This is a genomic window from Bacillus sp. AFS018417 (genome assembly GCF_002560985.1).
Lineage (GTDB): Bacteria > Bacillota > Bacilli > Bacillales > Bacillaceae_G > Bacillus_A > Bacillus_A rhizoplanae.
In genome coordinates this window covers 64,766-90,764 of the sequence record NZ_NTTM01000023.1, presented here as the reverse complement: position 1 = coordinate 90,764, position 25,999 = coordinate 64,766, and the positions used below count along the sequence as shown (strand labels likewise).

At 36.2% G+C, this 25,999-nt stretch carries 29 protein-coding genes and 1 other annotated feature; of the genes, 18 read left to right on the top strand and 11 right to left on the bottom strand.

The window, feature by feature from the left end:
• Window positions 1-268 precede the first annotated feature (268 nt).
• Genes CN326_RS10315 through CN326_RS10300 form a run of 4 tightly spaced genes read left to right on the top strand, consistent with a single transcriptional unit; the run spans window position 269 to window position 3,709 of the window.
• Window positions 269-859: a class I SAM-dependent methyltransferase gene (locus tag CN326_RS10315; protein WP_098308939.1), complete on the top strand. Its 591-nt coding sequence runs from the start codon at window positions 269-271 to the stop codon at window positions 857-859.
• Window positions 846-1,484, top strand: coding sequence for a DedA family protein (locus CN326_RS10310; protein ID WP_098308938.1), 639 nt, complete (start codon window positions 846-848; stop codon window positions 1,482-1,484). The genes CN326_RS10315 and CN326_RS10310 overlap by 14 nt, the downstream gene beginning before the upstream one ends.
• A 19-nt stretch (window positions 1,485-1,503) precedes the next feature.
• Entirely contained in the window at window positions 1,504-2,205 is a 702-nt protein-coding gene (locus CN326_RS10305) for a response regulator transcription factor (protein ID WP_098308937.1), read from the top strand.
• On the top strand, window positions 2,189-3,709 hold the full coding sequence (locus CN326_RS10300) for a sensor histidine kinase (RefSeq protein WP_098308936.1): 1,521 nt from the start codon (window positions 2,189-2,191) through the stop codon (window positions 3,707-3,709). Before CN326_RS10305 ends, CN326_RS10300 begins: the two co-directional genes overlap by 17 nt.
• 84 nt (window positions 3,710-3,793) lie before the next feature.
• Here CN326_RS10300 and CN326_RS10295 read toward each other — a convergent pair whose 3' ends face one another.
• Entirely contained in the window at window positions 3,794-4,105 is a 312-nt protein-coding gene (locus tag CN326_RS10295) for a heavy metal-binding domain-containing protein (RefSeq protein ID WP_098308935.1), read from the bottom strand.
• Between the two features lie 399 nt (window positions 4,106-4,504).
• Here CN326_RS10295 and CN326_RS10290 point away from each other — a divergent pair, with 399 nt between their 5' ends.
• The 3 genes from CN326_RS10290 (at window position 4,505) to CN326_RS10280 (ending at window position 5,661) form a co-directional block, all read left to right on the top strand.
• The gene (locus CN326_RS10290) at window positions 4,505-5,230 is read left to right on the top strand and encodes a YwaF family protein (RefSeq protein WP_098308934.1); all 726 of its coding nucleotides are present in this window, start codon (window positions 4,505-4,507) and stop codon (window positions 5,228-5,230) included.
• Window positions 5,231-5,467 carry a hypothetical protein gene (locus tag CN326_RS10285; protein WP_253630822.1) on the top strand — a complete coding sequence of 79 codons (237 nt, stop codon included), beginning with the start codon at window positions 5,231-5,233 and terminating at the stop codon, window positions 5,465-5,467.
• 71 nt (window positions 5,468-5,538) lie between these two features.
• Window positions 5,539-5,661, top strand: a complete 123-nt coding sequence (locus tag CN326_RS10280; protein WP_098308933.1) for a DUF4023 domain-containing protein — start codon at window positions 5,539-5,541, stop codon at window positions 5,659-5,661.
• Window positions 5,662-5,745: 84 nt separating this feature from the next.
• Here CN326_RS10280 and CN326_RS10275 read toward each other — a convergent pair whose 3' ends face one another.
• On the bottom strand, window positions 5,746-6,360 hold the full coding sequence (locus tag CN326_RS10275; protein ID WP_098308931.1) for a DedA family protein: 615 nt from the start codon (window positions 6,358-6,360) through the stop codon (window positions 5,746-5,748).
• 196 nt (window positions 6,361-6,556) lie between these two features.
• Here CN326_RS10275 and CN326_RS10270 point away from each other — a divergent pair, with 196 nt between their 5' ends.
• From CN326_RS10270 to CN326_RS10255, 4 genes are all read left to right on the top strand, one after another.
• The gene (locus tag CN326_RS10270; protein ID WP_098308929.1) at window positions 6,557-7,444 is read left to right on the top strand and encodes a thioester domain-containing protein; all 888 of its coding nucleotides are present in this window, start codon (window positions 6,557-6,559) and stop codon (window positions 7,442-7,444) included.
• Between the two features lie 156 nt (window positions 7,445-7,600).
• On the top strand, window positions 7,601-7,867 hold the full coding sequence (locus tag CN326_RS10265) for an ArsR/SmtB family transcription factor (RefSeq protein ID WP_098308927.1): 267 nt from the start codon (window positions 7,601-7,603) through the stop codon (window positions 7,865-7,867).
• Window positions 7,868-8,332: 465 nt separating this feature from the next.
• Window positions 8,333-9,763, top strand: a complete 1,431-nt coding sequence (locus CN326_RS10260; RefSeq protein WP_098308954.1) for an alanine/glycine:cation symporter family protein — start codon at window positions 8,333-8,335, stop codon at window positions 9,761-9,763.
• A gap of 309 nt (window positions 9,764-10,072) precedes the next feature.
• Window positions 10,073-11,254, top strand: coding sequence for a NupC/NupG family nucleoside CNT transporter (locus CN326_RS10255; protein ID WP_098308924.1), 1,182 nt, complete (start codon window positions 10,073-10,075; stop codon window positions 11,252-11,254).
• A 671-nt stretch (window positions 11,255-11,925) separates the two neighbouring features.
• Here the strand turns inward: CN326_RS10255 and CN326_RS10250 are convergent.
• From CN326_RS10250 to CN326_RS10235, 4 genes are all read right to left on the bottom strand, one after another.
• Window positions 11,926-13,104, bottom strand: coding sequence for an NAD(P)/FAD-dependent oxidoreductase (locus CN326_RS10250; protein ID WP_098308922.1), 1,179 nt, complete (start codon window positions 13,102-13,104; stop codon window positions 11,926-11,928).
• Window positions 13,105-13,148: 44 nt separating this feature from the next.
• Window positions 13,149-13,589 (bottom strand): DUF1641 domain-containing protein, encoded by a 441-nt coding sequence (locus CN326_RS10245; protein WP_098308920.1) that lies wholly within the window; start codon window positions 13,587-13,589, stop codon window positions 13,149-13,151.
• Between the two features lie 548 nt (window positions 13,590-14,137).
• Window positions 14,138-14,644, bottom strand: coding sequence for a ferritin (locus CN326_RS10240; RefSeq protein WP_098308918.1), 507 nt, complete (start codon window positions 14,642-14,644; stop codon window positions 14,138-14,140).
• A 56-nt stretch (window positions 14,645-14,700) separates the two neighbouring features.
• Window positions 14,701-15,021: a MazG nucleotide pyrophosphohydrolase domain-containing protein gene (locus CN326_RS10235; protein WP_098308916.1), complete on the bottom strand. Its 321-nt coding sequence runs from the start codon at window positions 15,019-15,021 to the stop codon at window positions 14,701-14,703.
• A gap of 72 nt (window positions 15,022-15,093) precedes the next feature.
• Between CN326_RS10235 and CN326_RS10230 the strand changes: the two genes are divergently transcribed.
• Window positions 15,094-15,672, top strand: coding sequence for an LOG family protein (locus CN326_RS10230; RefSeq protein WP_098308914.1), 579 nt, complete (start codon window positions 15,094-15,096; stop codon window positions 15,670-15,672).
• Between the two features lie 189 nt (window positions 15,673-15,861).
• Here CN326_RS10230 and CN326_RS10225 read toward each other — a convergent pair whose 3' ends face one another.
• Window positions 15,862-16,302 (bottom strand): Dps family protein, encoded by a 441-nt coding sequence (locus CN326_RS10225; RefSeq protein ID WP_098308912.1) that lies wholly within the window; start codon window positions 16,300-16,302, stop codon window positions 15,862-15,864.
• Between the two features lie 192 nt (window positions 16,303-16,494).
• Here CN326_RS10225 and CN326_RS10220 point away from each other — a divergent pair, with 192 nt between their 5' ends.
• The 4 genes from CN326_RS10220 to CN326_RS10205 all read left to right on the top strand — a co-directional run bounded on the left by CN326_RS10220 (window position 16,495) and on the right by CN326_RS10205 (window position 20,051).
• A complete protein-coding gene (locus CN326_RS10220; RefSeq protein ID WP_098308910.1) occupies window positions 16,495-16,929 on the top strand; it encodes a DUF3920 family protein in 435 nt (144 codons plus the stop codon).
• A gap of 110 nt (window positions 16,930-17,039) precedes the next feature.
• On the top strand, window positions 17,040-17,453 hold the full coding sequence (locus CN326_RS10215; protein WP_098308908.1) for a MarR family winged helix-turn-helix transcriptional regulator: 414 nt from the start codon (window positions 17,040-17,042) through the stop codon (window positions 17,451-17,453).
• Window positions 17,454-17,501: 48 nt separating this feature from the next.
• Window positions 17,502-18,200, top strand: a complete 699-nt coding sequence (locus CN326_RS10210; protein WP_098308906.1) for a pirin family protein — start codon at window positions 17,502-17,504, stop codon at window positions 18,198-18,200.
• A 201-nt stretch (window positions 18,201-18,401) separates the two neighbouring features.
• Window positions 18,402-20,051, top strand: a complete 1,650-nt coding sequence (locus CN326_RS10205; protein ID WP_098308953.1) for a M4 family metallopeptidase — start codon at window positions 18,402-18,404, stop codon at window positions 20,049-20,051.
• 45 nt (window positions 20,052-20,096) lie between these two features.
• Here the strand turns inward: CN326_RS10205 and CN326_RS10200 are convergent, their stop codons facing one another.
• Window positions 20,097-20,411, bottom strand: coding sequence for a metal-sulfur cluster assembly factor (locus CN326_RS10200; protein ID WP_098308904.1), 315 nt, complete (start codon window positions 20,409-20,411; stop codon window positions 20,097-20,099).
• A 219-nt stretch (window positions 20,412-20,630) separates the two neighbouring features.
• Entirely contained in the window at window positions 20,631-21,431 is an 801-nt protein-coding gene (locus CN326_RS10195) for a class I SAM-dependent methyltransferase (RefSeq protein ID WP_098308902.1), read from the bottom strand.
• Between the two features lie 145 nt (window positions 21,432-21,576).
• Window positions 21,577-21,849 (top strand) — a binding site (T-box leader).
• Window positions 21,850-21,901: 52 nt separating this feature from the next.
• On the opposite strand from CN326_RS10195, the gene metG reads away from it, so the two are divergent.
• Complete coding sequence (gene metG, locus CN326_RS10190; protein ID WP_098308900.1) at window positions 21,902-23,536, top strand: methionine--tRNA ligase; 1,635 nt, start codon at window positions 21,902-21,904, stop codon at window positions 23,534-23,536.
• Between the two features lie 180 nt (window positions 23,537-23,716).
• A complete protein-coding gene (locus CN326_RS10185; RefSeq protein ID WP_098308898.1) occupies window positions 23,717-24,331 on the top strand; it encodes a DedA family protein in 615 nt (204 codons plus the stop codon).
• A gap of 72 nt (window positions 24,332-24,403) precedes the next feature.
• Here the strand turns inward: CN326_RS10185 and CN326_RS10180 are convergent, their stop codons facing one another.
• Together CN326_RS10180 and CN326_RS10175 are read right to left on the bottom strand one after the other, a co-directional pair.
• The gene (locus tag CN326_RS10180) at window positions 24,404-24,781 is read right to left on the bottom strand and encodes a DUF3938 domain-containing protein (RefSeq protein WP_098308897.1); all 378 of its coding nucleotides are present in this window, start codon (window positions 24,779-24,781) and stop codon (window positions 24,404-24,406) included.
• Window positions 24,782-25,071: 290 nt separating this feature from the next.
• Entirely contained in the window at window positions 25,072-25,965 is an 894-nt protein-coding gene (locus CN326_RS10175) for a YitT family protein (RefSeq protein WP_098308895.1), read from the bottom strand.
• Between the last annotated feature and the right edge of the window lie 34 nt (window positions 25,966-25,999).

The following is a 25,999-nucleotide window of genomic DNA, read 5'->3' as shown; positions in this document are numbered from 1 at the left end:
CGTTCCTATTCTATTGTTTCATTTAAAAAGGTAAAGTAAATATGTGTCCCAAAACGAAAAAGTAGTATCTTTTTCGTTTTGGGGCATTTTTATTTTCTTAAGAAAAACTTAAGAAACCTCCTCGCTATTTTTTAAGAAACGATATTTATACTATTTAATACAGAATGAAAGTACAGAGTATTGCAAGCCGCTGCACTTTCTGCTTGAAAAAAACATATTTATACTTAGAGCCATCTTGCACAATACTGAGTAAGCGAGGAGATATTTCATGCGATTGATTACATTCGTAACTGAGTTTATAAAGGACCCGAAAAACATTGGGGCGATTGCTCCGAGCTCGAAAATATTAGCGAAAAAAATGGTAGATACTATCAATTTTGAAGAAGCGAAATATATTGTCGAATTAGGGCCTGGAACAGGATCTTTTACAAGAGAAATAATGAAGAGAAAAAAGAAACATACTATATTGATTCTTATTGAAATTAATGAAGTGTTTTTCAAAGACTTACAGAAACAGTTTGAGGATGATTCAAGCGTTTTTGTTGTACATGGATCAGCTGAAAATATTCAAGTGTACATCGAAGAGTTAAATATAGATAAAATTGACTATGTATTATCTGGATTACCGTTTACTTCTTTACCGGCGGAAGTATCGTCACGTATTTTAAGCAATGTTATGGAAGCATTACAAGAACACGGTGAATTCATAACATTTCAATATTCGCTCGTAAAGAGAGCATTTATCCAAAGTTTCTTTCCAGCGATATCACTCAAAAAGGTATGGTTCAATTTCCCGCCAGCTTATGTGTTTAGCTGTGGAAAAGAACAAGGAAGGACTGTAGCAAATGGACTTACATGAATTGTTATTATATATTCAACATTACGGTTACGGTGCTTTGTTTTTTTGTTTATGGTTAGGGATTATTGGGATGCCAATTCCTGATGAAATGGTTGTGATGAGTGGTGGATTTGTTTCATCGATGGGGATATTAAAACCAATTCCAGCTTTTATGTTAACGTACTTAGGTGTTGTGTCAGGACTCTCTTTAGGATATATACTTGGAAAAATATTTGGTTCGAAAATTCTTGATACACTCATGAAAAAGAAGAAGATGGAGTATCTTTTAAAATCACAAGAACTACTGAATAGATACGGACGTTATGCCTTGGTAACAAGCTATTTCATACCAGTAGTGAGACATATTGTGCCTTATTTAGTTGGAATCAATAATATGCCATTTAAAACGTATGCCAAGTACTCATACATTACAGGATTTGTTTGGACATTGTTATACTTTATAATTGGATTTATTTTTGGAGGAAACATAGAGAGTATTGTAGAACTCACAACTAAGTATGGTGTGTTTTTTGGAGTAGCTATCGCTGCTGCATTCGGTATTTCTTATTTATATAGACATCGAAAAGAACAGATCGTTATAAGGAAAGAATCAAAGGAATCATGCAATGAAGATTTGATAGGCTGAAAATGTTGGAGGGGCTATTGTGAGCAAAGAAACAATACTTGTCGTAGATGATGAGAAAGAAATTAGGGATCTCATTACGATTTATTTAAAAAATGAAGGATATGAAGTATTACAGGCCAGGGATGGTGCAGAGGGATTAGAGCTAATAAAGAAACATCAAGTGCACTTAGTTGTATTGGATATTATGATGCCGAAAGTAGATGGTATTCATATGTGTATGAAAGTAAGAGAAGTGGCTGAGATGCCGATCATTATGTTGTCTGCTAAAACACAAGACATGGACAAGATTTTAGGATTAACAACCGGAGCAGATGATTATGTAACAAAGCCTTTTAATCCATTAGAATTAATTGCGCGAATTAAATCGCAGCTTCGCAGATATATGAAAATGAGCGGAGGCTTTATACAAAACGAAAATGAAATTGAAATTGGGGATATGAAAATGAATATTGCAACACATGAGGTGATTGTTGCAGAGGAAGAAGTGAAATTGACACCGAGGGAGTTTTCGATTTTAGAGTTACTTGCTAGGAATCCCGGGATGGTATTTAGTGCGGATCAAATTTATGAGCGAATATGGAATGAACAACCCTTTCAATCTGATAATACTGTGATGGTACATATTCGGAAAATACGTGAGAAGATAGAAGAAAATCCAAGGAAACCTCGTTATATAAAAACAGTGTGGGGAGTGGGGTATAAGATTGAAAAAGATATTTAAACCATTTTATTATATGAATAAAAAGATAAAAATGTTAATAAATAAAATGATAAATGAAGTTCGTCGTAGCATTAGGATTCAATTAATTACTACGTTTATTTTTTGTGCCTTGTTAGGTTTTTTTGTAACGAGATTATCAGCTCCATTTTTTGAAAAAGCAAATCAACATGCGGTAATTGATTATAGCAGTGGTATGGAGGAAATTAATGAGGAAGCAAAGCACACAGCAGAGACAATAGCGAGAGAAAATACAGTAGATGCGTTGCAAAACATGATTGATATGGAAAATCAAAATGCAGAACATGGGCAGCATGCTTTAAAAGTGCTAGTTACAGATGAAACTGGTAAGGTTTTGTATAAAACAAAACAAGCAGAGGAAGAGCAAATTAACCTGCACGATACAATTCGAAATGTGATGTCTTTTGCGATTAACCGTCCAATTGATAATAATGGTTCAGGAGAAATTGAGGACTTGCATAAAGAATTTATCACTTTTTATCCAGTTACAATTGAAGGTAAAAATTTATATATGTTCGTAGGTGGCATTCCAAGAGGGGATGTTGTATATAGTACGACGGAAGGGCCTTTTCCATTTCTTATTGGCGTTATCGTATTTATCTTTTCTTTCTTCTATATAACGAAGCGAAAGATGAAGCAAATTGAAGCGATGGCACAAGGAGTGAAAGAAATCGCGAAGGGAAACTTAGCATATCGGATTGAGGAAAAGGGACAAGATGAAATGGCTTTACTAACAGAAAATATTAATCATATGGCAGAAGAGCTGATGGTGAATATTGAAAAAGAACGGAAAATTGAAAAGCAAAGAAGTGAATTGATTACAAATGTATCACATGACTTACGAACACCGCTTACTTCTATTATGGGATATTTGCGTTTGCTCCGTGATGCCAAATATGAAAATAAAGAACAATATGATGAGTATGTAAGAGTTGCATTTTCAAAGTCGGAGCAGTTAAAGAATTTAATAGAAGATTTATTTGAGTACACAAAGCTAACAAATGAGAAAATCACATTAGAAAAGCAAGAAGTATGTGTAAACGAACTTCTTGATCAATTAATCGAAGAACTTGTACCCCAAGCAGAAGAACATAATCTTTCGTTTGTGAAGGAATTTCCTGAAGAGCGTCTATACGCTGCCTTGGATTCGGAAAAAATTGTCCGTGTGTTTGATAATTTATTAATGAATGCGATTAAATATAGTAAAGATGAGGGAGAAATTACAGTTTCACTTCAAAAGCAGCGTCGCAATATTTTCATTTCTGTTGAAAATCATAGCGAAGAATTTACAAAAGAAGAGCTTGAGAACGTATTTGAACGCTTTTATAAAAAAGATCAATCAAGAAGTAGGGTCTCAGAAGGTTCGGGACTTGGTCTTGCGATTGCGAAAAGTATTGTGGAGCTGCAGGGCGGAGAAATTCGAGCAGAATATGAGAATGGGATAGTTCGGTTTATTATTACATTACCGATTGTAACGGCGGGATAAAGAGTTTAAAAGTATGAATGGAAGTTTCACTTTATATATAAGAAAAAACACCTCGTTAATTGAGGTGCTTTTTCTTATATATATTTACACACGTACAGCTGTACCGCTTACGGCAACCATTAACATTCCGTCACGAACAACCTCGTAGTCTACATCAATACCAACAATTGCATTGGCACCTTTTTGTTTCGCAAGAGTTTTCATTTCTTCCATCGCAATATCACGTGCTTCTTTCAATTTACTTTCATATGCACCAGAACGGCCACCGACAACGTCACGAACAGAAGCGAATATGTCACGTACGATATTTGCCCCCATAATTGCTTCACCATTTACAATATCAATATACTCAATAATTTCTTTTCCTTGAATAACAGAAGTTGTTGTTACGATCATTACCGACACTCTCCTATAATCTTTAAAAATTTATGATTGTTTCTTATGCTTTTATTATTACATTGAAACAGGAAAGTAACTATTTAATAACCTTACATAAAGGTGACAGTTTCGTAAGGTTTTATAAGTAAAAAATGAAAGTAAAATTTTATCCCGCATTAACGGGCAGTAAGACCCCCACCTTAAGATTCAGAGAGAAGCAAAGAAGATAGATGGGGGATAACTNNTGACGGAAGTTTCACTTTATTTAAAAGTTGTTGGGTAGTTCACGACATGTCTATGAACTATCCATTTTGGTGAAAAAATGGATAACAAAGAAGGGGGTATAGACTTAGAAGAGTTTGTCCTAAACTAGGAATACTCACGTATAAAATTATGTCAGATAATGGAGTTATTGATATGCAAAAATATTTTCAATTTCATTCAAAATTGGATCCGTTTCGTCTTTTTTCCAGGGAGCACTTATTGACGCTTGGAATCATTTTAGCCCTCAGTATTCTTCTGTTTGTTTTTAGAAAACAGATTCAAGAGCAGGGAAGAGAACGACTTTTTCGTTTCTCTCTAGCGTTTCTCTTATTGGCTTTTGAAGTTCTTAATCATCTCTGGCTCGTGTATGAGAATGCTTGGTCGCCTAAAACGGCTTTGCCGCTTCAACTTAGTGATTTAGCTGTCATTTTGGCTATTGTGATGTTACTGACGAGGAGCTACAGACTTTTTCAATTTATGTATTTTGCGGGATTAAGCAGTTCTATTCAAGCTATCCTTACACCTGATCTTGGAAAATTTTCGTTTCCCCATTTTCGATACATCGAGTTTTTTGTTTCGCATGGAGGAGTGGTGGTAGCATGTTTGTTTATGGTGGCGGTCTGCAAATATCGACCGACCATTCCTTCTATGTGGGTGACCATTCTCATTGTTAACCTTTATGCAGCTTGCGTATTTTTTCTTGATAAGTGGTTAGGAGCGAACTATCTGTATATCATGAAAAAGCCCAAAAGCGCTTCTCTTTTAGATTATCTCGGACCGTGGCCATGGTATCTTCTCTCGCTGGAGTTAATGATGATTGTAAGCTTTTATCTTCTGTACAGTCCATTTTGGTTAACAAGGAAAATAGGAAGAAAGTAATTGAGCCGTCTTAAGAAGATGAAGGATTCGGCTTATATAGATAAGGAGTTTCACGTTATAAAGGGAAGTACTGTGAAAGTATTAGACAAGGAAAAAATGCAGTTTCAAGCAACGTTTCAATTGGACGGAGAGTATGGCGTGAAGAATTTCAGCTTGAAGGATTATGTATTAGAAGTGGAGATGTCGCCGTTTCACCCTGATAAGACATTGCCGCCAGTTCAGATTAAATTAAAGTAAAACCATACTTCATGATTTGACATGCAATTGGTTATAGTAACAAAGGAACGATAATCAAGGAGGCTACTTTAGTGGACAACACAAGTAATTTTGTAGAGAAATTGCACGATACACAGGAAAAAGCTGAAAGAAATAAAAAGCGTCAAGGCAATGGGAATCCAGGCAAAAAAAAGCCAAATAAAACGCATAAATAATCACGAAAAGTTCATGTAAAAAAACACCTCCGTATTGAGGAGGTGTTTTTTCTTTGGTTTTAGTTCCTTTTCTTTTCCTCAACTTCATGTGCATCGCTTCGCATTTGCTTTTTTATTGCGCACATATAGAAAAACCAAAACGAAAAGCGCGAGAACGAGTAACACCAATAATAATATAGAAGCATAACGGTGAATGGAATGGCCGATTAGATGCCAATCTTTCCCGAATATCATTCCTAATTTAATAAAAGTGAAACTCCATATGAATGCTCCCGTGTAAGCGTAAAGGCAAAATTTCCGAAAGCTCAAACGGGAAATACCAGTTAAATAGGCGGTAACATGCCTAACTCCCGGAATAAAGTAACCAAAAATCAATAAAGGTGGACCAATTTTTTGAAAGAGAGTTCGTGTCCGAGCGATTTTATTTTCTGTAATGTGCAGTTTAGGACCAAATTTCTTTAAGAAGGGAAGTCCAAGTATTTTTCCTAATATATAACTAAGTGTAATGCCAATTGAAGAGCCAACCCATGCAGTTAGTAAGGCAAGAGAAAATATCATCTTTTTTTGAAATATAGAGTACCCTACAAAAGTTAATAAAGTTTCATCGGGTATCGGTAATCCGATAATTCCTCCAACTAAAGCAATGATCAGTCCGAAATATCCATAATGGGAAATGATATAAGTTAAGTGCTGTTCTATTTGTAATCACCGTCCATCTCATATGCATTAAGAATTACTATGTATTCTTCCTAGTTTCACCCAATTACATGTAATCATTACTATACGGATCATTTACTTTGCATGAAATAGCATGTATAAAAACGCCCCGTAATTAAATACTAAACATATTAAATTTGCTATTTTCTTTATTATAATCTAAAAAGGGGCTGTAAGCATGATTTTAAAACAACCGTATAAGTTCTGGATTGCCTTCGTGAGCGCGCTATTCATCATAACAAATCTCGTTTTTCCGCTTGGGAAGGCATTCGCAGAAGTGATGGATCATACGAAGTATCAAATGGATTGGAGTTATAGTAAATCTTTAAAGAAACCAATTCGAACTGAGCTCATTAAAACAGCAGATGGAAAAATTGCCTTTTGTTTAAATGTGCATTTAAAATCACCAAGCGGTCAGGATTTACCTGAAATAGGAAAAGCAGATATTGGGGTATACCGTGTATTACTCAATGGATATCCGGTAAAAAGTCCGCAAGAGCTCGGTGTATCGACTTGGGAAGAAGCGCATTATGCAACGCAGTTAGCTGTATGGAATGCGCTGAAGCAAATCGATATTAATGATTTAGAGCATCGCAATAAAAATGTAGGAAAAGCAATGAAAGAAATTGTTGCAAAAGCGGAGAGCAGCCAAGAAGTGCAAGAGATTACGATGAATGTAACTCCAACAGAAAAGCAAACAGCAACGTTAAAAGACGATTTCTTTGAAACCAATTTGTATACAGTTGAAACAAATGCGACAAAAGGTACGTACCAAGTGCAAGCAACGAATGCACCTGAAGGCGTAAAGTTTGTGAATGAAAATGGCGAAGCAAAAACACAGTTTAATGTAGGAGAAAAATTTCGTGTTTTAATTCCAAAGGCAACAAAAGCAGGAGAATTTAGTTTTAAAGTTGTTGCAAACCTTTCGAAGTTACAAGCTATTAAATATAAAGGTACTCCTGCAATTCAAGATGCCACAGTTCTTTTAGAACGAGGAGAAGAGAAAACGAGTCCTGATTTGTTAGTGAATTGGGAAGCGCCAGCACCTTCTAAAAAGAAAAGGTAAGTATAAAACCCAACGATTCGAGGTAGCATGAAACGTTGGGTTTTTTAATTTCTAAAATTTTTTTAAAAACGACGGACATAAAATCACATATCCTTTCGAATAATATAGTGGAACGTTATAAACACAATATTTATATATAAAGAGGAGAGAAGGAATATGATAGAAAAATATGAAGATATTGCTGAAGTATTAAAGGTATTAGCACATCCTGTTCGTTTATGCTTAGTAGAAACCATGCTTACAAAAGGCCCTACGAATGTAACAACAATGTATGAAAAATTGGGAATGCCTCAAAGTACAATTAGTCAACATTTAGCTAAGTTGAAAGCTGCTAAAATCGTTTCGGGCACTCGAAAAGGGTTAGAAATTTATTATGAAGTAGTGGATAATCGTACGAAAACGATATTATTAAACCTTGTGTAATTTTCTTGCCTTTGTAGTAAACGAGTGAAACGGAAACTGTGGAACTTGCTACTTTCGCAAAAGACATAAAACACCCCCAATTTGGGGTATCACATTCCGATCACTTTTTCAGTCTAATGCTATTTTTTAACAGTCTAATAATTTATCGTAGATTTGAAAATATTTCTTAATAAAATCTTAGGCTGTTAACCGAATAATAGAGAAAAGAAAACAAAAATCATATAAAAAAGCGCAATTCTTTCAGAAAAGGATTGCGCTTTTTTTATGTAAGTTATATTTTAATGTCAGAAAAGCTAACATGAATTATTTTTATGGAAGCGTTTGTATTATTGAGTATTTGTAAGGAAACTAGAGAATTAACGAGATAAGTTTATATGGAATTGTTGTTTTGTCGAAAATTGTTGATTTTTGAACGATTTTAGGATACAATTCAATTTATGTGAAAAAAAGGGAGGGGACAATATGATTGACATTTTAGAAAAATTCATCGGAGTAACGAATAATATTCTATGGACTTATGTTATTATTGCCATGTTAATTGGCTTAGGCCTTTATTTTTCTTTTAAACTTAAATTCGTTCAAATTCGTCATCTAGGGGAAATGATGCGTTTAATGACGGATGGATTGACAGGAAAGACGCGTAAAAAAGGAAGCGTTTCTTCTTTCCAAGCTTTCTGTATGAGTTCTGCGGCCCGTATTGGGATCGGAAACTTAGCAGGTGTAGCACTAGCGATTTCTTTGGGAGGTCCAGGTGCGGTATTTTGGATGTGGTTAATTGCGCTTATTGGGGCGTCTTCAAGTTTTGTAGAGAGCACATTAGCACAAATTTATAAAATAAAAGATGGCAGCGGGTTCCGCGGCGGTCCAGCTTATTATATGGAAAAAGGTTTAAATAAGCGTTGGATGGGGATTGTGTTCTCAATCTTAATTACAATTAGTTATGGACTGATTTTCAACTCAGTACAAGCGAACACAGTTACACTTGCATTTAAGAATGCATTTGGTCTTGATCGTTATATAGTTGGAATTGCACTTTCTCTTTTAGTTGCAGTTATTATTTTCGGTGGTGTTAAGAGTATTGCACGTATGTCAGAACTGATTGTGCCACCAATGGCAATTGTATATATTGGAATTGCATTGTTTGTTGTTATTAAAAACATCACATTGCTTCCAGATGTATTTACAGAAATCTTCACGAGTGCATTTGGTTTACAAGAAGCAGTAGGCGGCGGCGTTGGTGCTGCAATTATGATGGGTATTAAGCGTGGTTTATTTGCGAACGAAGCAGGTATGGGTAGTGCACCGAATGCAGCAGCAACAGCGAACGTATCTCACCCTGCGAAGCAAGGATATATTCAAACGATTGGTGTATTAGTTGATACGTTTTTAGTATGTACATCTACAGCATTTATCGTACTATGCTCTGGTGCTTACAAAACGCCAGGTTTAACAGGTATTGAATTAACACAAGTTGCGTTAAGTTCACAAGTCGGATCTTGGGCAAGTGGTTTCTTAGCGATTATTATCTTTTTATTTGCTTTTAGTTCTCTACTAGGAAACTATTATTATGGTGAAACAAATATTGAGTTTATTAAAACGAGCAAGACTTGGTTAACGGCATATCGTATTGCGGTAGTTGGAATGGTTATGTTCGGTTCTGTTGCAGCTGTACAAATTGTTTGGGACATGGCTGATTTATTCATGGGCTTCATGGTAATCACAAACTTAATTGCAATTGCACTTCTTGGTAAATTTGCATTTGCTGCACTTAAAGACTATGTGAAGCAGAAAAAGCAAGGGAAAGACCCTGTATTCCATGCAAGCTCTATCCCAGGATTAAAGAATGCGGAATGCTGGGAAGATTCAGTTGCTGGAAAAGAAAAACAAGTAGGTTAGTGGTACAAAAAGAACATAGAAGAAAGATTCTATGTTCTTTTTTTGGCTATTTTTCCCTTTAAAAAATATATTGCATTTCTGAAAGATAACGCTTACAATTTGCTTATGGATAGAACAAAATGATATCATTCTCATATTCCACATGAACTATGTAGTAGTATATAAATTTGCATAATGCAAACGCTTACTGGTGTAGGCGGTAAATTGTTTTTAGAGGTACTTATTTTTTTAATCTGAATTGTCAGACGTCTATCGTTCAACAACTAATAGGGAATAATAGATGAAACGAAAAAAATGGAGGATTCACGTATGAAATTTGTTATGTTTCTTGTAGGATTAATTGCTGTATTTTTCCTAGCGTTTCTTGTAAGTACTGATCGGAAAAAGATTAAATATAAGCCAATTGCTATAATGCTTGTTATTCAATTAGGATTATCATATTTCTTACTAAATACACAGATTGGATATTATTTAGTTAAAGGAATTTCTGACGGATTTAGTGCAATTTTAAAATTTGCGGACGCTGGAATTAGCTTTGTATTTGGCGGGCTTGTAAATAAAGGAGAATATACGTTTTTCCTTTCTGTATTACTTCCAATTATTTTCTTAGCGGTGTTAATTGGAATTCTGCAACATCTTAGAATTTTACCAGTTATTATTAAAGCGGTTGGATTTTTATTAAGTAAAGTAAATGGTTTAGGAAGACTAGAATCTTATAATGCAGTAGCAGCGGCAATTGTTGGTCAAGGGGAAGTATTTATTACAGTTAAAGATCAACTAAGCAAGTTACCAAAAAATCGTTTATATACGCTATGTGCATCGTCTATGTCAACAGTATCTATGTCAATCGTTGGTTCTTACATGAAAATGATTGATCCTAAATATGTTGTAACAGCACTTGTTTTAAACTTATTTAGCGGATTTATTATCATTCACATTTTAAATCCTTACGATGTAAGTGAAGAAGAGGATATTTTAGAGTTACAAGAGGACAAGCACCAAACGTTCTTCGAAATGCTAGGCGAGTACATTATGTTAGGATTTTCAATTGCAGTTACAGTAGCAGCGATGTTAATCGGATTCATTGCATTGATGGCAGCAATTAACGGTCTATTTGATTCTATTTTCGGTATTACATTCCAAACGATCTTAGGATATGTGTTCTCACCATTAGCGTTCATCATGGGTATTCCATCATCTGAGATGGTAACAGCTGGACAAATTATGGCAACAAAATTAGTAACAAACGAATTCGTTGCAATGCTTGATTTAGGAAAAGCAGCAGCTCATTTAACACCTCGTACAATTGGTATTTTATCTGTATTCCTTGTATCATTTGCGAACTTCTCATCTATCGGAATTATCGCAGGTGCAACGAAGAGTATCGATGCAAAACAAGCAAACGTTGTATCTTCTTTCGGATTAAAACTTGTATACGGTGCAACGTTAGTAAGTGTGTTATCAGCAATTATCGTTGGGGTAATGCTATAAAAAAGAAAAAAAGCAATGAGCAGCGGGCTCATTGCTTTTTTTGTTGCGTGCCCAGCTAAGCTGGACACTGCTCACTGGTGAAAGTCCGGTCTAGGTAAGAATCAAGTCGCCTAGTAATTGACAGGCAATCGGGCGAGAAATTCTAAGATTGAAGCCCTGTGACAAAGTAACTTCTTACTAGAAGTGCGAGCGAATTAGCAGACCGTAACATAAAGTGAACCTTGCCGCCTCGTCAAGAGCACCCTAGCAATAGGAGAAAGGGAAGTCGAGCCTGGAGTTAATAGATGAAGACCATGGAAGATGTGAAGAACTTGGAAATGCAACATCGAAGAATCCCTCGGGGTAAGGAGGACGGTATGCCTCACGTACAGTTTTCTACTCTACTACCTCTGTGCCCACCTAGGCATGGCGAACTGCTCTTTACCGTGTGAGTAACCCCTCCTTATCCACCTTCTGGTCTGATTGAAGAAGGGGAATTCTTTTGGAAGCATGTTAAAAAGAAAGAGGAGTACATAGATTATTTACAATACACAAAATCGTAACAAAGTAGACAGTATATTTAGAGATTTCAAAAGGTGTATGTCACTTTCTTGTTGAATAAGTTATGTAGAGAATTTTGACCAAATAAAAACCCGAATCATAGATAAACATGATTCGGGCTATCATTCAGATTAGTAAGCTAAGCTGAATAATCCTTTAATGTGTGATAAGTAACGAACGTTACTTGCTTCTTTCATTAATGATGCTGGTAAGCCTTTAAGTGGAGTTGAGCTTGCTCCGATTGTAGCAACAGCATCTTTACGTCCTAGACTTGCAAGTGTTCCAGAGTTTACTGGTGCGAACTCTTCGAATGCTTTGCCTTCTAGTGCTGCGTATAAGTTGTATCCAATTAACTCACCCATTTGCCAAGCGATTTGTGCAGTTGGTGGGTATGGACGGCCGTCTGGAGCGAAGACAACAGCGCTGTCTCCAGCAACGAATACGTCTTTATGAGAAGTAGATTGAAGGTATTCGTTAACAGTTGCACGGCCGCGGTTTACTTCAAGACCTGATTCACCGATTAATGGGTTACCTTGTACGCCGCCTGTCCAAACGAATGTGTTAGCAACGATTTTTTGACCGTCTTTTAAGTCGATTTCATTGCCAGCAACGTTTGTTACAGGAAGACCTGTTAAGAATTTAACGCCGCGTGCTTCTAAGCTAGTAGTTGCACGTTCAATTAAATGGTCAGGTAATACTGGAAGGATTTTTGGGCCTGCTTCAACAAGAAGAAGTTTAACTTCTTTTGGATTTACGCCGTGGCTTTTTGCAAGTTTAGGCATAATGTCAGCAAGTTCACCAACTAGCTCAACGCCAGTTAATCCGCCACCGCCGATTAAGATTGTAGCATCAGCTTCGTTTTTCGTTTTAGCGTATTCACGAATACGGTCTTCAACGTGTTTGTAGATTTTGTTTGCATCAGCAGCAGATTTTAATACCATGCTGTTTTCTTCTAGTCCTGGAATACCGAAGTAAGCAGTTTTACTTCCTAAAGCAACTACAAGTGCATCGTAAGATAAAGTAGTGCCACCAGCTAGTTTAATTTCTTTGCTATCAACTGAGAATGACTCAACTGTTGCGATTTTAAGATCGATATCTTTGCCTTTGAAAAGTTTTTCTAATGGCATAGCAATTGCCTGTTCAGAAATATTTCCTGCTGCAAGGCGGTGTAGTTCCGTAATAATTTGATGTGTTGGATATTGGTTGATAACTGTAACTTGTGCTTCTGATTTGCTGTAATGTTTACGTACATTTAAAGCTGCAAGAAGTCCGCCATAACCAGCACCTAAGATGACAATTTGTTTTGACATAGTATGATATCCCCCGTCTTTACTAATTGTTGTGTAAGAAAGAATTATTTATGATTGCGTTCTGCAGTAATTTGAAGATAAGCGTTTACAAAGCGAAACATTTTTTGTGCTTGCGGATCTTTTAGCATTCTTAAAAGGCCAAAAAGACCGATAACTTCGTTGCTTTCTTCAGCGCGATCTTTCGCTTCGATAGCAGTTGCAGCAATGGCTTTCACTGTATCTTTTACAGGTTCTGCAAGTTCTTGGATTGCTCCAACAGTATCATTTTTTAATACTTCATCAGTAGTGACTGCTTGAGCGAAATCATAAGACTTTGTTAAAATGTTAACGAGCTCAGTTAATTTTGGAAGTTGTTCTACTAATGTAGTTAAAGACTCTTGAACTTCAGGCTTTAATAGCTGATCAAGTACATCAAGCTGTCCTTGACTAGCAGAAATTTGTAATGATTCTTGTTCAGGCTTTGTTTGAGTGATTGTTTCTGGCATCTCCAATTCTCCTTTACGATAGCAATACTTCTTAAATTTTTGGGAATGAAAGAAGATTCCCCATTACAGGTAAGATTTTTTCGTCCGTAACAACTCGAGGAAATTTGTAAAAATTTACACAAAGATTTAGGGCAAGCTGCTCTTAAAGTTACTATTGCCGGTGAATATGTCTTTTCAAACCGTTGCAACATTCGAATGAACTATAAGTAATCACCGAATCTGAAATAGTAAATTTTAAAAGGCTAGTTGCGTCCTCTAGCTTATGGACTTGTCCAGTAAAAGACTTTGCCTACCAACTGAGTATATTATATACTGTAATACACCTATGTTAACATAAAAATGATTATTAAGCATTCGATTTTAATGACTATAATCTACGAACCTACAGGGCGTTATATCTGTTTTTTTATTCCAATTTTACAATGTAAGAAGCATAAATTGACGAAAGCGGTTGATTTATGCTTTTTTTGTTTGCGTGCCAGCTAAGCTGGAACAGAAAAGAGATGGCAAAGCCATCTCTAAGACATCTGTTTCAGTTTTCTACTCTACTACTCAGCTGGTGGAGTAAACGTGCGTTTTTCTAATTCAGCATCTAACATAAATAATGCATTTGAATCGTTTGTAATTCGTTTTAATTTTTGAATGGTGCTATCGAAAGATGCTTCTTCTTCAACTTGTTCGTCAACAAACCATTTTAAGAAGGTGATCGTAGCATGCTCGCGCTCATCCCAAGCAATATCAGATAGGTGATAAATTCGTTTTGTGACTTCGCGTTCATGTTCGAGCCCGATTTCAAAAGCAGCTAAAATGGATTCGTACTCGTTATTTGGATGATCGAATCCAGTAATGATCGCACGCTCACCGCGATCATTAATATAATTGTAAAGCTTCATTGCATGGAAACGCTCTTCCTCTGCTTGTACAAGAAAGAAGTTGGCAAATCCATCATAGCTTTCTGATGTACAGTAAGCCGCCATTGCCATATACACATGGGCGGAGTAAAACTCAAAGTTCATTTGATCATTTAGTGCTTCACGTAATTTTGGAGATAACATAAAAAGACCCCTTTCATATTATTACGATATAATCATATCATAATTGAAAATAATTCTCATTTATATTCGAATCGCTTGGAGAGTTTCTTAACATGCGTTTCCATAATATCTTGTAAATCTAAATTATATTTTTGCGCTAAAATAATAAGATTTCCTAACACATCTCCAATTTCTTCTTTTAATTCAATTGTTAATTCTTCTTCGCTTTTTTTTCGTTCATCTGGACGATCACGACCAATTTCAATAGCACGCACGACGCGAGAAACTTCTCCCACTTCCTCCGCTAAAAAATTAACGCGAATAAAGGAATTATATTGTGCCCAGCCCCGCTCATAATAAAATTGTTCCACCCAGCTTTGAAATTCATTCGTGTTCATCCTTTTCCCATCCTCCCAATATGTAGTATGATTACATTGTAGCATAACAATATGTAGTTTTGGGGTGGAGTAATGAAGCGTATTTGTGTATTTGCAGGATCGAATGTTGGAGAGCGTCCAGAGTTTCAAGCAGAAGCTCGGCAACTTGGAGAAATACTAGTTCAAAATAATATAGAGCTTGTATACGGAGGCTCTTGTGTTGGATTAATGGGAGAAGTAGCAAATCAAGTATTAGAGCTAGGCGGCCGTGTAACGGGTGTCATGCCTCGTGGATTATTTAGAGGAGAAATTGTTCATCAAGATTTAACAGAACTAATCGAAGTGGAAACGATGCATGAGAGAAAAGCAAAAATGAGTGAACTTGCTGATGCATTTATTGCACTTCCAGGCGGTTATGGAACGTTTGAAGAGCTGTTTGAAGTGGTATGCTGGTCGCAAATTGGGATTCATGAAAAGCCTGTTGGCTTACTGAACATTGCAGAATTCTACACACCGTTATTACAAATGGTGGACCGTGCAGCAGAGGAAGGCTTTATGAATCCATCGAATAAAGAATTGCTTGTATCTGCAAAAACGGCTAATGAGTTAATTCCTAAAATGAAAGAGTACAAACGACCAGTGATGGGGAATAAGTGGAAGCAGTTAACATAAATAAATAAATAAATAAATAAATAAATAAATAAAAAACCGAGCGGAATTGTCCCGCTCGATTTTTTGGTGTGATATTTGTCGAATGTGGTCGAAGGGTCTTTATATTGTGTCGAATCGCCGTTATATTAAAAAAAACGCCGATAAATGATGCATTTGCGCCGATATATTGCTAAGCTGCTGCCGTTTTTCTTATTGATTCAAGAATGCGCGTAACATCCATGCGTGTTTTTCAAGTTCTGTGTAGATGCCAAGTAGTAAATCAGATGTCGTTTCATCGTCTGCATCTTGTGCGATTTCCATGCCTTTTTTGAGCTCAAGAAGCATTGCTTCATAGTCTTTCATAATTGCTTCGACCATTGCTTCTGCAGTTTCTCCGTAAGCTGCTTCTTGAACAGAAGATAGTTCTAAGTATTCTTTCATCGTTGCTACTGGTTTGCCGCCGATTGCTAAAATACGTTCTGCAATTTCATCGATGTGCGTAGCTGCTTCTGTATAAAATTGTTCGAATTTCTCATGTAATGTAAAGAACTGAGGTCCTGTTACGTACCAGTGGTAGTTGTGTAATTTTGTAAATAAAACGTTCCAGTTTGCTACTTGTTTGTTTAACACTTCAATAACTTGAGTATTCATAATATCAATCTCCTTCACGTTTTTTTATTTTGTATCAATTACTAATTTATATTTATTATAATCTAATAGATGGTATAAAATCAACCCATTTTGCATATATAATTTTAAACATTTTGTGACGCAGGTGTAGGTTTAAAACAGGAGATAATGTGACATATAGATAAAAGAGAATAAATAGAAAGGAGAATGAAGATGCAGCTTCTATCTCAAAAGATATATCAACAAGCTGGGGAATGGTATGTACTTGATGAAGATTTTCCATGGGATATAAATCAAGTGCAGAGGGATGTGTTCTCATTAATTGAACGGCGTGAGGTATCTGTATTTTTCTGTGATACGTGTGAAACAAATGATGTGTTAGTCCGACTAGGAGAAGAGGAAGAAGAATTTTTATTTCCGCTGAACGGATTTTATCATAAAGAAAAGCGTTTAATTTTCGTTTGTATGTGGGAGGAGTATGAGTGCTTATTGGAAACATTGTTGCATGAGTTTCGGCATGATATGCAGCATGAACGGAAGTTATTATATGTCGGTAATGAAATGTATGAAAAGCGGTGGATTGAGAAGGATGCAAGAGTGTTTGCGAAGAGAAAGATGAGAGAATATAGGAGAAGGTGTGCAAACTAAAACATAGTGAATCCGGCACTATGTTTTAGTTTTACTTACAAAAAGAAAGTAGTTGACATTTCTATAGTTTAGTTCTAAACTATAGTTACAAAGCTTAGCGAGGTGATGGAATGAAAACAGATGAACGACTTGGTTTATTAGTATGGTTTCGTTTATCACGCTTTTACAACCAAAGTATTAGAGAAACGAATCAGCATTTAAAAAAATGGGATTTGTCTGCTGCACAATTTGATGTATTAGTACAAATTGGGACAGGGGATCGTTTAACGCAGCAAGAATTAGGTCAAAAGCTTTTCGTTACAAAAGGAAACGTTACGCAGCTTTTGAGTAAAATGGAGCAGCTTGATTTGATTCAAAGAGAGCAAGACGGAAAAACGAAATATCTTTCCTTAACAGACAAAGGTAAAGCACTGTATGAAGAAGTTGTTCCGCCCCAAGAAAGATTTCAAGCAGCGCAATTTTGCAAGTTGGATCGCGAGGAACAGAAACAGCTGCTAGCATTACTTCGTAAATTACAATCATAAAAATTTTAAATAAATATCTCGAATTCGAGATAAAATGAGGTGAAGGATATGTTCAAAAAAATTGATCATAAACAAATGGGAAGAGCAAATCACGGTTGGTTAAATACACATTTTCATTTTTCATTTGCAGATTACTACAACCCAAATAATATGAGATTTGGTGCACTTCGCGTAATTAATGATGATTTAGTAGCAGCACAAACAGGATTTGATACGCATCCACACCGTGATATGGAGATTATTTCTTATGTAGTGGACGGGGCATTAACGCACCAAGATAGTATGGGAAACCGTGGGACAATTGAGCGCGGTCATGTGCAATATATGAGTGCTGGAACAGGTGTCTTCCATAGTGAGCACAACTTAGGAGATGAAACATTGCGTCTTCTGCAAATTTGGATTTTACCAGACCGTGCTGGCCATACGCCAAATTACGGTGAATTTAAATTTGATTGGAATAAACGTGAGAATACATGGTTCCACATGGTTTCGCCAATTGATGGCGGCGCACCGATTGAAATTCATCAAGATGCAAATCTGTACTCTCTTGCTTTAGAAAAAGGAAAAGAGATTACATTCCCAGTTGGTGAAGGGCGTCAAGCTTATTTGGTTCAAATTGAAGGAAGCGGCATTGTGAATGGTGAAACGTTAGTGATGAGAGATGCAGCAGAAGTCATTGAAGAAGATATCCACATTCAAGCAGCAGAAACAGCTCATTATTTAGTAATTGAGATGAAGAAACAATAATTAAGTGAAACTTTCAACAGTGAGGGGGCTTACTGCCCGTTAATAAAAATATGCCACGAGTAGCGTCTATAGATAGCGCTGCTCTTTTTTTTTGTATGAATTTTCTGTCGAAACTTTCTAAAATTTAAACGGGAGGTTATTACTATTATCTCTAGAATTGTATAAAAGTGTCAAAACATTAGGGGATGGGGAGTGTTGTTTTTGAAAAAGAAGGTATTATCTTCAACGTTAGCTTTATCTCTAGCTTTAGGGGGATTTGCGACAATTGGTACGTCACGTACATATGCAGCAGAGCAAAAAGTTCAATACAATCAAGAATTTCAGACACCATCTTATATTGGGGAAGAGTGGAAAGCACCGGAAGGATTAGATAAAAAAGAAACGGTGTTTGAGTATTTAAAGAGTAAGAAAGACATGTTTAAATTAGCAGGAAATATGGAGAAACATTTTGAAATCGTTGGAGAAGAAAAAGACGCAGAAGCGGGAACAACGCATGTGAAGCTTATTGAAAAATATAATGGTGTTCCTGTATATGGCTCTGATCAAACAGTAGCAATTGATAAAGATAATAATGTGAAAGCATTTTTCGGACAAGTTATCCCGAATTTAGAAAATAAAAATATTCCAGCAAATGCAAGTATTTCAGAAGATGAGGCTGTAAATATTACAAAAGCTGATATTGAGAAAGAGATTGGAAAAGTAGACAACTATGATGGGATTAAGAAAGATTTATATGTATATGAAAAAGATGGACAATATTATCTTTCCTATCTTGTAAAAGCATCTGTTTCAAATCCAGCACCAGGCTACTGGCATTATTTCGTTGACGCGACAAATGGTAATGTGATTGAAAAGTATAATGCAGTTGATCATATGGCTGGATTTGGGTATGGTGTATTAGGAAATCGAACATCGTTTGAAATATCACAAAATGAAAAAACAGGCGCTTTTCAATTATTTGATGGCACGCGTGGACAAGGTGTTCATACATTCGATGCGAAAAATATGAATGAATTTATATTTAACATATTGTCACAATGGTTTGGATATACAGGTTATGAAATTGAAAGTAAAAACAAGTTCTTTGAAGATAAAGCAGCTGTTGATGCGCATGCTAACGCTGAGAAAGTATACGATTATTATAAGAAAACATTTAAGCGTAATTCCTTTGATAACGAAGGAGCGAAGTTAATTTCTTCTGTTCATGTCGGGGAGAATTGGAATAATGCAGCGTGGAATGGTGTCCAAATGATGTATGGAGACGGTGATGGAAAAGTATTCATTCCACTATCAGCTGGACTTGATGTTATTGCGCATGAGCTGACTCATGCAGTAACAGAATACTCCGCAAATCTAGAGTATAAAAACGAATCTGGTGCATTAAATGAATCGTTATCTGATATTATGGGTGCGATGGTCGATCGTGATGATTGGGAGATGGGAGAAGATATTTATACGCCAGATAAAGCGGGAGATGCACTGCGTTCTTTAAGCAATCCTGCTGCTCTTCCAAATCCATTAAAACCAACTGAAGGTTATCCAGATCATTATAGTAAACGCTACACAGGAACGGTTGATAATGGCGGTGTTCATATTAACAGCAGCATTAATAACAAAGCTGCATACTTAGTTTCTGAAGGTGGCACACATTACGGTGTTACTGTAAATGGTGTTGGACGCGCAGCGACAGAGAAAATTTATTACCGCGCTCTTACAAAATATTTAACTGCAAACTCAAACTTTGGCATGATGCGTCAAGCTGCCATTCAAGCGGCTACAGATTTATATGGTCAAAACTCTGATGCGGTATATGCTGTAACGAAAGCGTATGATGCAGTAGGTGTAAAATAAGAAACGAAGAAGACCTGACTTTAATAATGTCAGGTCTTTTTTTATCTAATCGCGAATTCCTAATGCGATTTTTGCCATGCGTGACATACGTTCTTTGGACCAAGGAGGATTCCAAACAACATTTACTTCTATTTCATTTACCTCTGGAACATTTGTCGATAATACCTTTTTGACATCAGATACAATTTGTCCAGCCATTGGACAACCGATAGAAGTCATTGTCATTGTAATAACAGCATTATTTTGTTCGTCAGTTGTGACATCATATACTAGCCCAAGGTTTATAATATCTACGCCAAGCTCAGGGTCAATTACAGCTTCTAAATTGGCATATACTTTATCTTCTAAAGTTTGAGACATATGAAAACACCTCTATTCATGATTGATAGTTATTCTCATTATACAAGATAGAAAGAGAAGATGCAGTGATTGAGCTCACAGCATTTTTTTCTAGATGAAAAAAGCATTCCTCATAAAGTTTCACTTTATCCTATTTAATTATATTTTAGTAATCTCCAACTTCGACTTATACGCGCTATACATAGAAGAAAAACTCTCTTCATTCTAAAGAGAGTTTTTCTATATATTTTTGGCGATCAGTGTATATAGTCCAGAGATGCGATGTTCAATTCCTTCCGGCGCGTGAGGTGGAAAGACCCATTTTTGCTTTGCACCACATTCTTCTGTGAGCTCTTCGATATGGAGTCCTGCTTGGGCGATTTTTGTTACAATTTCTCCTAACGTCCATCTGCGAATCGTATTTTTAGGTAAAGAGGAGCGCTCTGCTTCTGATAAGAGCATACCGTATGCTACATCTACTTCGATTACATCTTCATAAAAGTAATTGCCATTTGCGATTGCTTGGTTATTTTCTATTTGCAGAAGTTTTGTATACATCGGATGATAGTCGCGTAAAAGGAATGTTCCACCTTGTTTTAGTAATTGAGAAATAAGTGTAAATAAAGGCTCTAAATCTATGAAATAGTGGAGCACACCAAGCTCAAGTAATACTACGTCGAATGAGCCTATTGTTTCTGGTAAATCTAGTACATCAGACACGATGTATTCAATATGTGTTTTAGCGGCTGCGGCAAGTTCTTTAGCATATTTCGCATTGCTCTCTGAAATATCGACAACCGTTACTTCTGCCCCTAATAATGAAAGGGCAACCGCCTTACTTCCTTTTGATCCCATTAAATTTATAATTCGTTTTCCTCGCACTTCACCGATGTAAGGCAAATAATAAGCGACCTCGGCAGTAGGGTTTTCCCGTATTTGCTTGCCGAAAGAATGCGGCGTTCCGTGGCGGTTTGTCCAAGCTTCATAAGCGGCTTTACTCCAGCCCGCTTTATTTTTTGCGCTTAATTGCTGTTGATTCAAAAAGACCTCTCCTTTCCATGAAGATGTATAAGTTCTTCGTAAACATGGAATTTCCTTTCGATGGAATGAATTGTAATTTTTTTTGCAATAAAACGAACGAATAGTTTGATTTTTCTGTATGATATTATAAAATGTAAATTATATATGAAAAGCGTTGAAGAGGAAAAGTAGAATGAAATCATTCTTTCCAGAGAGCTTCGGTAGCTGAGAAGAAGCAAGAATACTCATTTGAACAATGGCCTCTGAGCTTCGTCCTGAACTTATCACTTGATAATAGTAGGCGACGACGAGTGTTGGCTCTCGTTATCAAAGTCACAGTATACGAGCAATAGTTGCTCCGTACTTGCAGAGGTCAATCGTGTGAGCGATTGACGAAATAAGGTGGTACCACGACTGTATATACAGCCTCGTCCTTATCTTTTTAAAAGATAGGGGCGAGGCTTTTTTATTTTTAAAGGGGGGCATGTAGGATGAATATTTTTATTGGAGGCGCTTGGCCATATGCAAATGGTTCATTGCACCTTGGTCATATTGCTAGTTTACTGCCAGGAGATATTTTAGCACGTTATTACCGTCTAAAAGGAGACAATGTGTTATATGTATCAGGAAGTGACTGTAACGGTACACCGATTGCAATTCGTGCTAAGCAGGAGAGAGTAAGTGTAAAAACAATTGCGGATCGCTATCATGAGGAATTTGAACAATGTTTTCAGAAGTTAGGTTTTTCCTATGATTGCTATACACGTACTGACTGTGTTCATCATCATGAAGTAGTTCAGAACATTTTCTTAGAGCTTTTAGAAAAGGGGCTTATTTATAAAAAGAAGGTGGAGCAAACATATTGTGAGACTTGTGCGCAGTTTTTGCCGGACCGTTATGTGGAAGGGATTTGTCCGCAATGCGGCGCACAGGCGCGTGGTGATCAGTGCGATGCATGTTCTGCTATTTTGGATCCGATAGATTTATTAGAGAAAACATGTAAGTTGTGCGGCAGTGTGCCGACAATTAAGGAGACAGAGCATTTTTATTTTGCACTAACGTCATTACAGAAGCAATTAGAAGAGTATATAGAAACGGTGAAACAGAATGGCACGTGGCGTGAGAACGCCGTGCAGCTGGCGCAGCGATATTTACAAGAAGGATTACAGGATCGTGCTGTTTCAAGAGATTTGCCAATTGGAGTAAGCGTTCCGGTTGCTGGGTACGAAGAGAAGAAGGTGTACGTTTGGATTGAGGCTGTGTCTGGTTATTATTCAGCAAGTAAACAATGGGCACAAGAAATAAACTGTGATGATACACCATTTTGGCAAGAGGATACACGGACGTATTATGTGCATGGCAAAGATAATATTCCATTTCATACAATTATTTGGCCAGCTATTTTGCAGGGAATACAAGCGAAAGCATTACCAGAATATATTGTTTCTAATGAATATTTAACGGTGGAAAAAAGGAAGTTATCTACGAGTAGGAACTGGGCTGTATGGATACCAGACATGTTAAAGGAATATAATCCTGATTCGATACGCTATTTTTTAACTATAAACGCACCAGAAAATCGAGATACAGATTTTTCGTGGCGAGAGTTTATTTATAGTCATAATAGTGAATTGTTAGGAGCATATGGAAACTTTGTTAATAGAACGCTGAAGTTTCTTGAAAAATATTACGAGAATACTGTACCAACTGGACACATCAATCAAGAAATTGAAGAAAAGCTAAAAGGATTATATATGGAAGCAGGGCGATTGATTGAAAAAGCGCATTTTAAACAAGCGCTAGAAATAATTTTTGAAACGATTCGTTATGCTAATAAATATTTCGATGAGAGACAGCCTTGGAAACAAATAAAAGAGGACAAGAGAGCCTGCGATGAAACAATGCGAAATTGTGTTCATTTCATTATAAACTTTACACAAGTATTAGCGCCGTTTCTTCCGTTTTCATCTGCACAAGTACAACAAATGTTAGAGGTTTCTCAGAGCAAATGGAATTACGTCACTGAATGTCCAGCTTATATTTCGAATGTATCACCGTTATTTGAACGTATCGATGTGAAGAAAATTGAGGAAGAAGTGGAAAAACTGTATGGGTCTTTAATATAAAAAAATAGCACCGATTGTGGTGCTATTTTTTTATTAAAGTATATAATCACTTTCCTTACAAAAATGTAAGCTTATTGTAAGCCATTGCGATAGTAGTTTCGACAACATTTTTATACAATAAAGATACAAAATTAGTACGTTATAGAAGATTGAATATCAGCAAGAAAAGGAGAGGGCGACATGGAATGGATTCATGAATTATTTCAACAATACGGGTACTATGTTGTACTCGTTGGACTGTTGTTAGAGTATATTGCATTTCCGTTTCCGGGAGAGCCAACATTAGTGTATGCAGGATATTTAGTGCATACAGGTGAGTTACACTTAACATTATTAATCTTCTTCTCTTTTCTAGGGACAAGCGTTGGTATGACCATTCAATATTTTGTAGGAAACAAGCTCGGTATGCCATTTATTCAAAGGTACGGAAAGTATGTCTTTTTAACGCAGCGTAAAATTGATTTAACGCGGAAGTGGTTCGATAAGTATGGGTATTCCCTAATATTTATTGCATTTTTTATTCCTGGTGTGCGTCATTTTACAGGGTACTTTGCAGGTATTATTAGTTTACCATTTCGCCGCTTTGCGATAACAATTTATTCTGGGGCATTATTTTGGGTGTCATTCTTCTTAGTAGGCGGTTATTGGTTAGGTGGAAACATAGATGCTATTTTTGGAGTGTTTGAAGATCATATCGGAAAGATTATTATCGGTGTTGTTGTGGTTGTGGCAGTAGGTTTAGCGGTAAAATTTCGCAAACAAATTAGACGTGCACTTGTGCAAACAGTAAATTAAAAATATCCATTCTATGTCGAAAAAGGTGGTCTCTGAAATGCANNTGCATTTCAGAGACCACCTTCTTTTTTATTACGAATTACTTTCCATTTGAACGTGGTTTTCATCTTGTAGTAAATCAAAGATATCTGCTAAGCAAAATGCGATAAACCAAGTCCAAAGACCATGGAAGAATGCTGTACTAAGTTGCAGAGGTAAATCATAAGTTGTTGTTGAAAATGAGATACAACCGCCGACAATTCCAATCATCGTTAAGAGTGTCGTTTTTCTTGCGTTTTCTTCCGGATTGAAAAGAAAGAAAGTAAACGCACCTAAAATTGAAGCGCTTACAATAGAATCGATTCCATTCATATATAAATTTTCACCAGTATGAGTATTTGTCCAAAAGCATACGAGACCACCTGCTACGGCAAATAATGTTGCAATTATAAATCTAATTCGTTTGTTCATACGTTCATCTCCTTTATCATCATCATTTGAACAGGAGGACCTGAATTTTAATTAATAAAAATTAAATAAGAAGATATAGTTATTATCTACTTTTATGATATATACATAGTATAACATGTTTTAGATTTGAATAAAAATAATTATCTGATATTTCCAGTTTTTGATGTTTCAAATAGCTATAAACATCATTCTATTTTCTTCTATATCATAAAGTGAAACTTCCATCAGTTGCTTTTACTGAACTCTTTTATATGCAAATAAAAACGCAAGGATTTCCTCCTTGCGTTTTGTTATATACGTTTAAATCGTCCAACCACTTCTACTGTTTCTGTAATGTTAATAAAAGCATGGCTATCAACGTGGCGGATTAGACGTTTAATTTCTCCTAATTCATAGCGCGTAACAATTGTGTAAATCACTTTTTTCTTATGATCTGTATATCCACCGACAGCATCAACCATTGTTACACCGCGAATCCCGTTTTGTAGTAATGCTTTTTTAATGGCACTTCCTTTTTCTGTAACGGTCATCACTGTTAATTTAATGTGCTTTGTATGAATAGAATCGATGACTTTACTTACAACAAATCGGCTGATAAGTGTGTAAAGTGTAATATCCCATCCAAAAATAAAACCACCGACTGCAAGTAGAATAAGGTTAAAGCCAAAAGTAATGGATCCAATGGAAATATCCCTATGTTTTGCTACAATTAATCCAATAATATCGAATCCACCTGTTGAAGAGGCAAAACGGAAAATGATTCCCGTTGCAGCTCCGCAAAGTATACCACCAAAAACAGAAGACAACAAAACATCCTCAGAAAGTTGATGAACTGGAATGATATTCATAGCAAGAGTCGATGCAGCAAGAAAGTATGCTGTTAAAAAAGTTGTTTTCTTTCCTAAATAAAAATAGCTAAGAAAGAGCAGTGGAATGTTTAATAAAAAGATGAGTGCACCAATGCTATAGTGCATTAAGTAACCGATAATCATCCCAACGCCAGCAAAGCCGCCACTAATCATGTGGTGTGGAATAAAAAACATATTCATTGAAATTGCATAGAGGATTGAAGCGACTGAAATAACAACAAGTTGAATGATGAATTCTAAATGCAATGTTTTTGCGGCTGGGAATGCTAAAAAGGCGGTATCGGGAACGTAATCGGCGTCTCCTAGTTGGCCCATAGTCTGTTTTCATCTCCATATTCGTTTTTGATTA

Bases quoted from the DNA above. Each gene is read 5' to 3' on its own strand.
- CN326_RS10295 (WP_098308935.1), bottom strand. From the start codon at position 4,105: ATGATCGTAACAACAACTTCTGTTATTCAAGGAAAAGAAATTATTGAG.
- CN326_RS10175 (WP_098308895.1), bottom strand. From the start codon at position 25,965: ATGGGCCAACTAGGAGACGCCGATTACGTTCCCGATACCGCCTTTTTA.
- CN326_RS10210 (WP_098308906.1), top strand. From the start codon at position 17,502: ATGTTCAAAAAAATTGATCATAAACAAATGGGAAGAGCAAATCACGGT.
- CN326_RS10200 (WP_098308904.1), bottom strand. From the start codon at position 20,411: ATGTCTCAAACTTTAGAAGATAAAGTATATGCCAATTTAGAAGCTGTA.
- CN326_RS10310 (WP_098308938.1), top strand. From the start codon at position 846: ATGGACTTACATGAATTGTTATTATATATTCAACATTACGGTTACGGT.
- CN326_RS10265 (WP_098308927.1), top strand. From the start codon at position 7,601: ATGATAGAAAAATATGAAGATATTGCTGAAGTATTAAAGGTATTAGCA.
- CN326_RS10315 (WP_098308939.1), top strand. From the start codon at position 269: ATGCGATTGATTACATTCGTAACTGAGTTTATAAAGGACCCGAAAAAC.
- CN326_RS10255 (WP_098308924.1), top strand. From the start codon at position 10,073: ATGAAATTTGTTATGTTTCTTGTAGGATTAATTGCTGTATTTTTCCTA.
- CN326_RS10185 (WP_098308898.1), top strand. From the start codon at position 23,717: ATGGAATGGATTCATGAATTATTTCAACAATACGGGTACTATGTTGTA.
- CN326_RS10215 (WP_098308908.1), top strand. From the start codon at position 17,040: ATGAAAACAGATGAACGACTTGGTTTATTAGTATGGTTTCGTTTATCA.
- CN326_RS10220 (WP_098308910.1), top strand. From the start codon at position 16,495: ATGCAGCTTCTATCTCAAAAGATATATCAACAAGCTGGGGAATGGTAT.
- CN326_RS10235 (WP_098308916.1), bottom strand. From the start codon at position 15,021: ATGAACACGAATGAATTTCAAAGCTGGGTGGAACAATTTTATTATGAG.
- CN326_RS10230 (WP_098308914.1), top strand. From the start codon at position 15,094: ATGAAGCGTATTTGTGTATTTGCAGGATCGAATGTTGGAGAGCGTCCA.
- CN326_RS10250 (WP_098308922.1), bottom strand. From the start codon at position 13,104: ATGTCAAAACAAATTGTCATCTTAGGTGCTGGTTATGGCGGACTTCTT.
- CN326_RS10225 (WP_098308912.1), bottom strand. From the start codon at position 16,302: ATGAATACTCAAGTTATTGAAGTGTTAAACAAACAAGTAGCAAACTGG.
- CN326_RS10240 (WP_098308918.1), bottom strand. From the start codon at position 14,644: ATGTTATCTCCAAAATTACGTGAAGCACTAAATGATCAAATGAACTTT.
- CN326_RS10270 (WP_098308929.1), top strand. From the start codon at position 6,557: ATGATTTTAAAACAACCGTATAAGTTCTGGATTGCCTTCGTGAGCGCG.
- CN326_RS10290 (WP_098308934.1), top strand. From the start codon at position 4,505: ATGCAAAAATATTTTCAATTTCATTCAAAATTGGATCCGTTTCGTCTT.
- CN326_RS10180 (WP_098308897.1), bottom strand. From the start codon at position 24,781: ATGAACAAACGAATTAGATTTATAATTGCAACATTATTTGCCGTAGCA.
- metG (WP_098308900.1), top strand. From the start codon at position 21,902: ATGAATATTTTTATTGGAGGCGCTTGGCCATATGCAAATGGTTCATTG.
- CN326_RS10245 (WP_098308920.1), bottom strand. From the start codon at position 13,589: ATGCCAGAAACAATCACTCAAACAAAGCCTGAACAAGAATCATTACAA.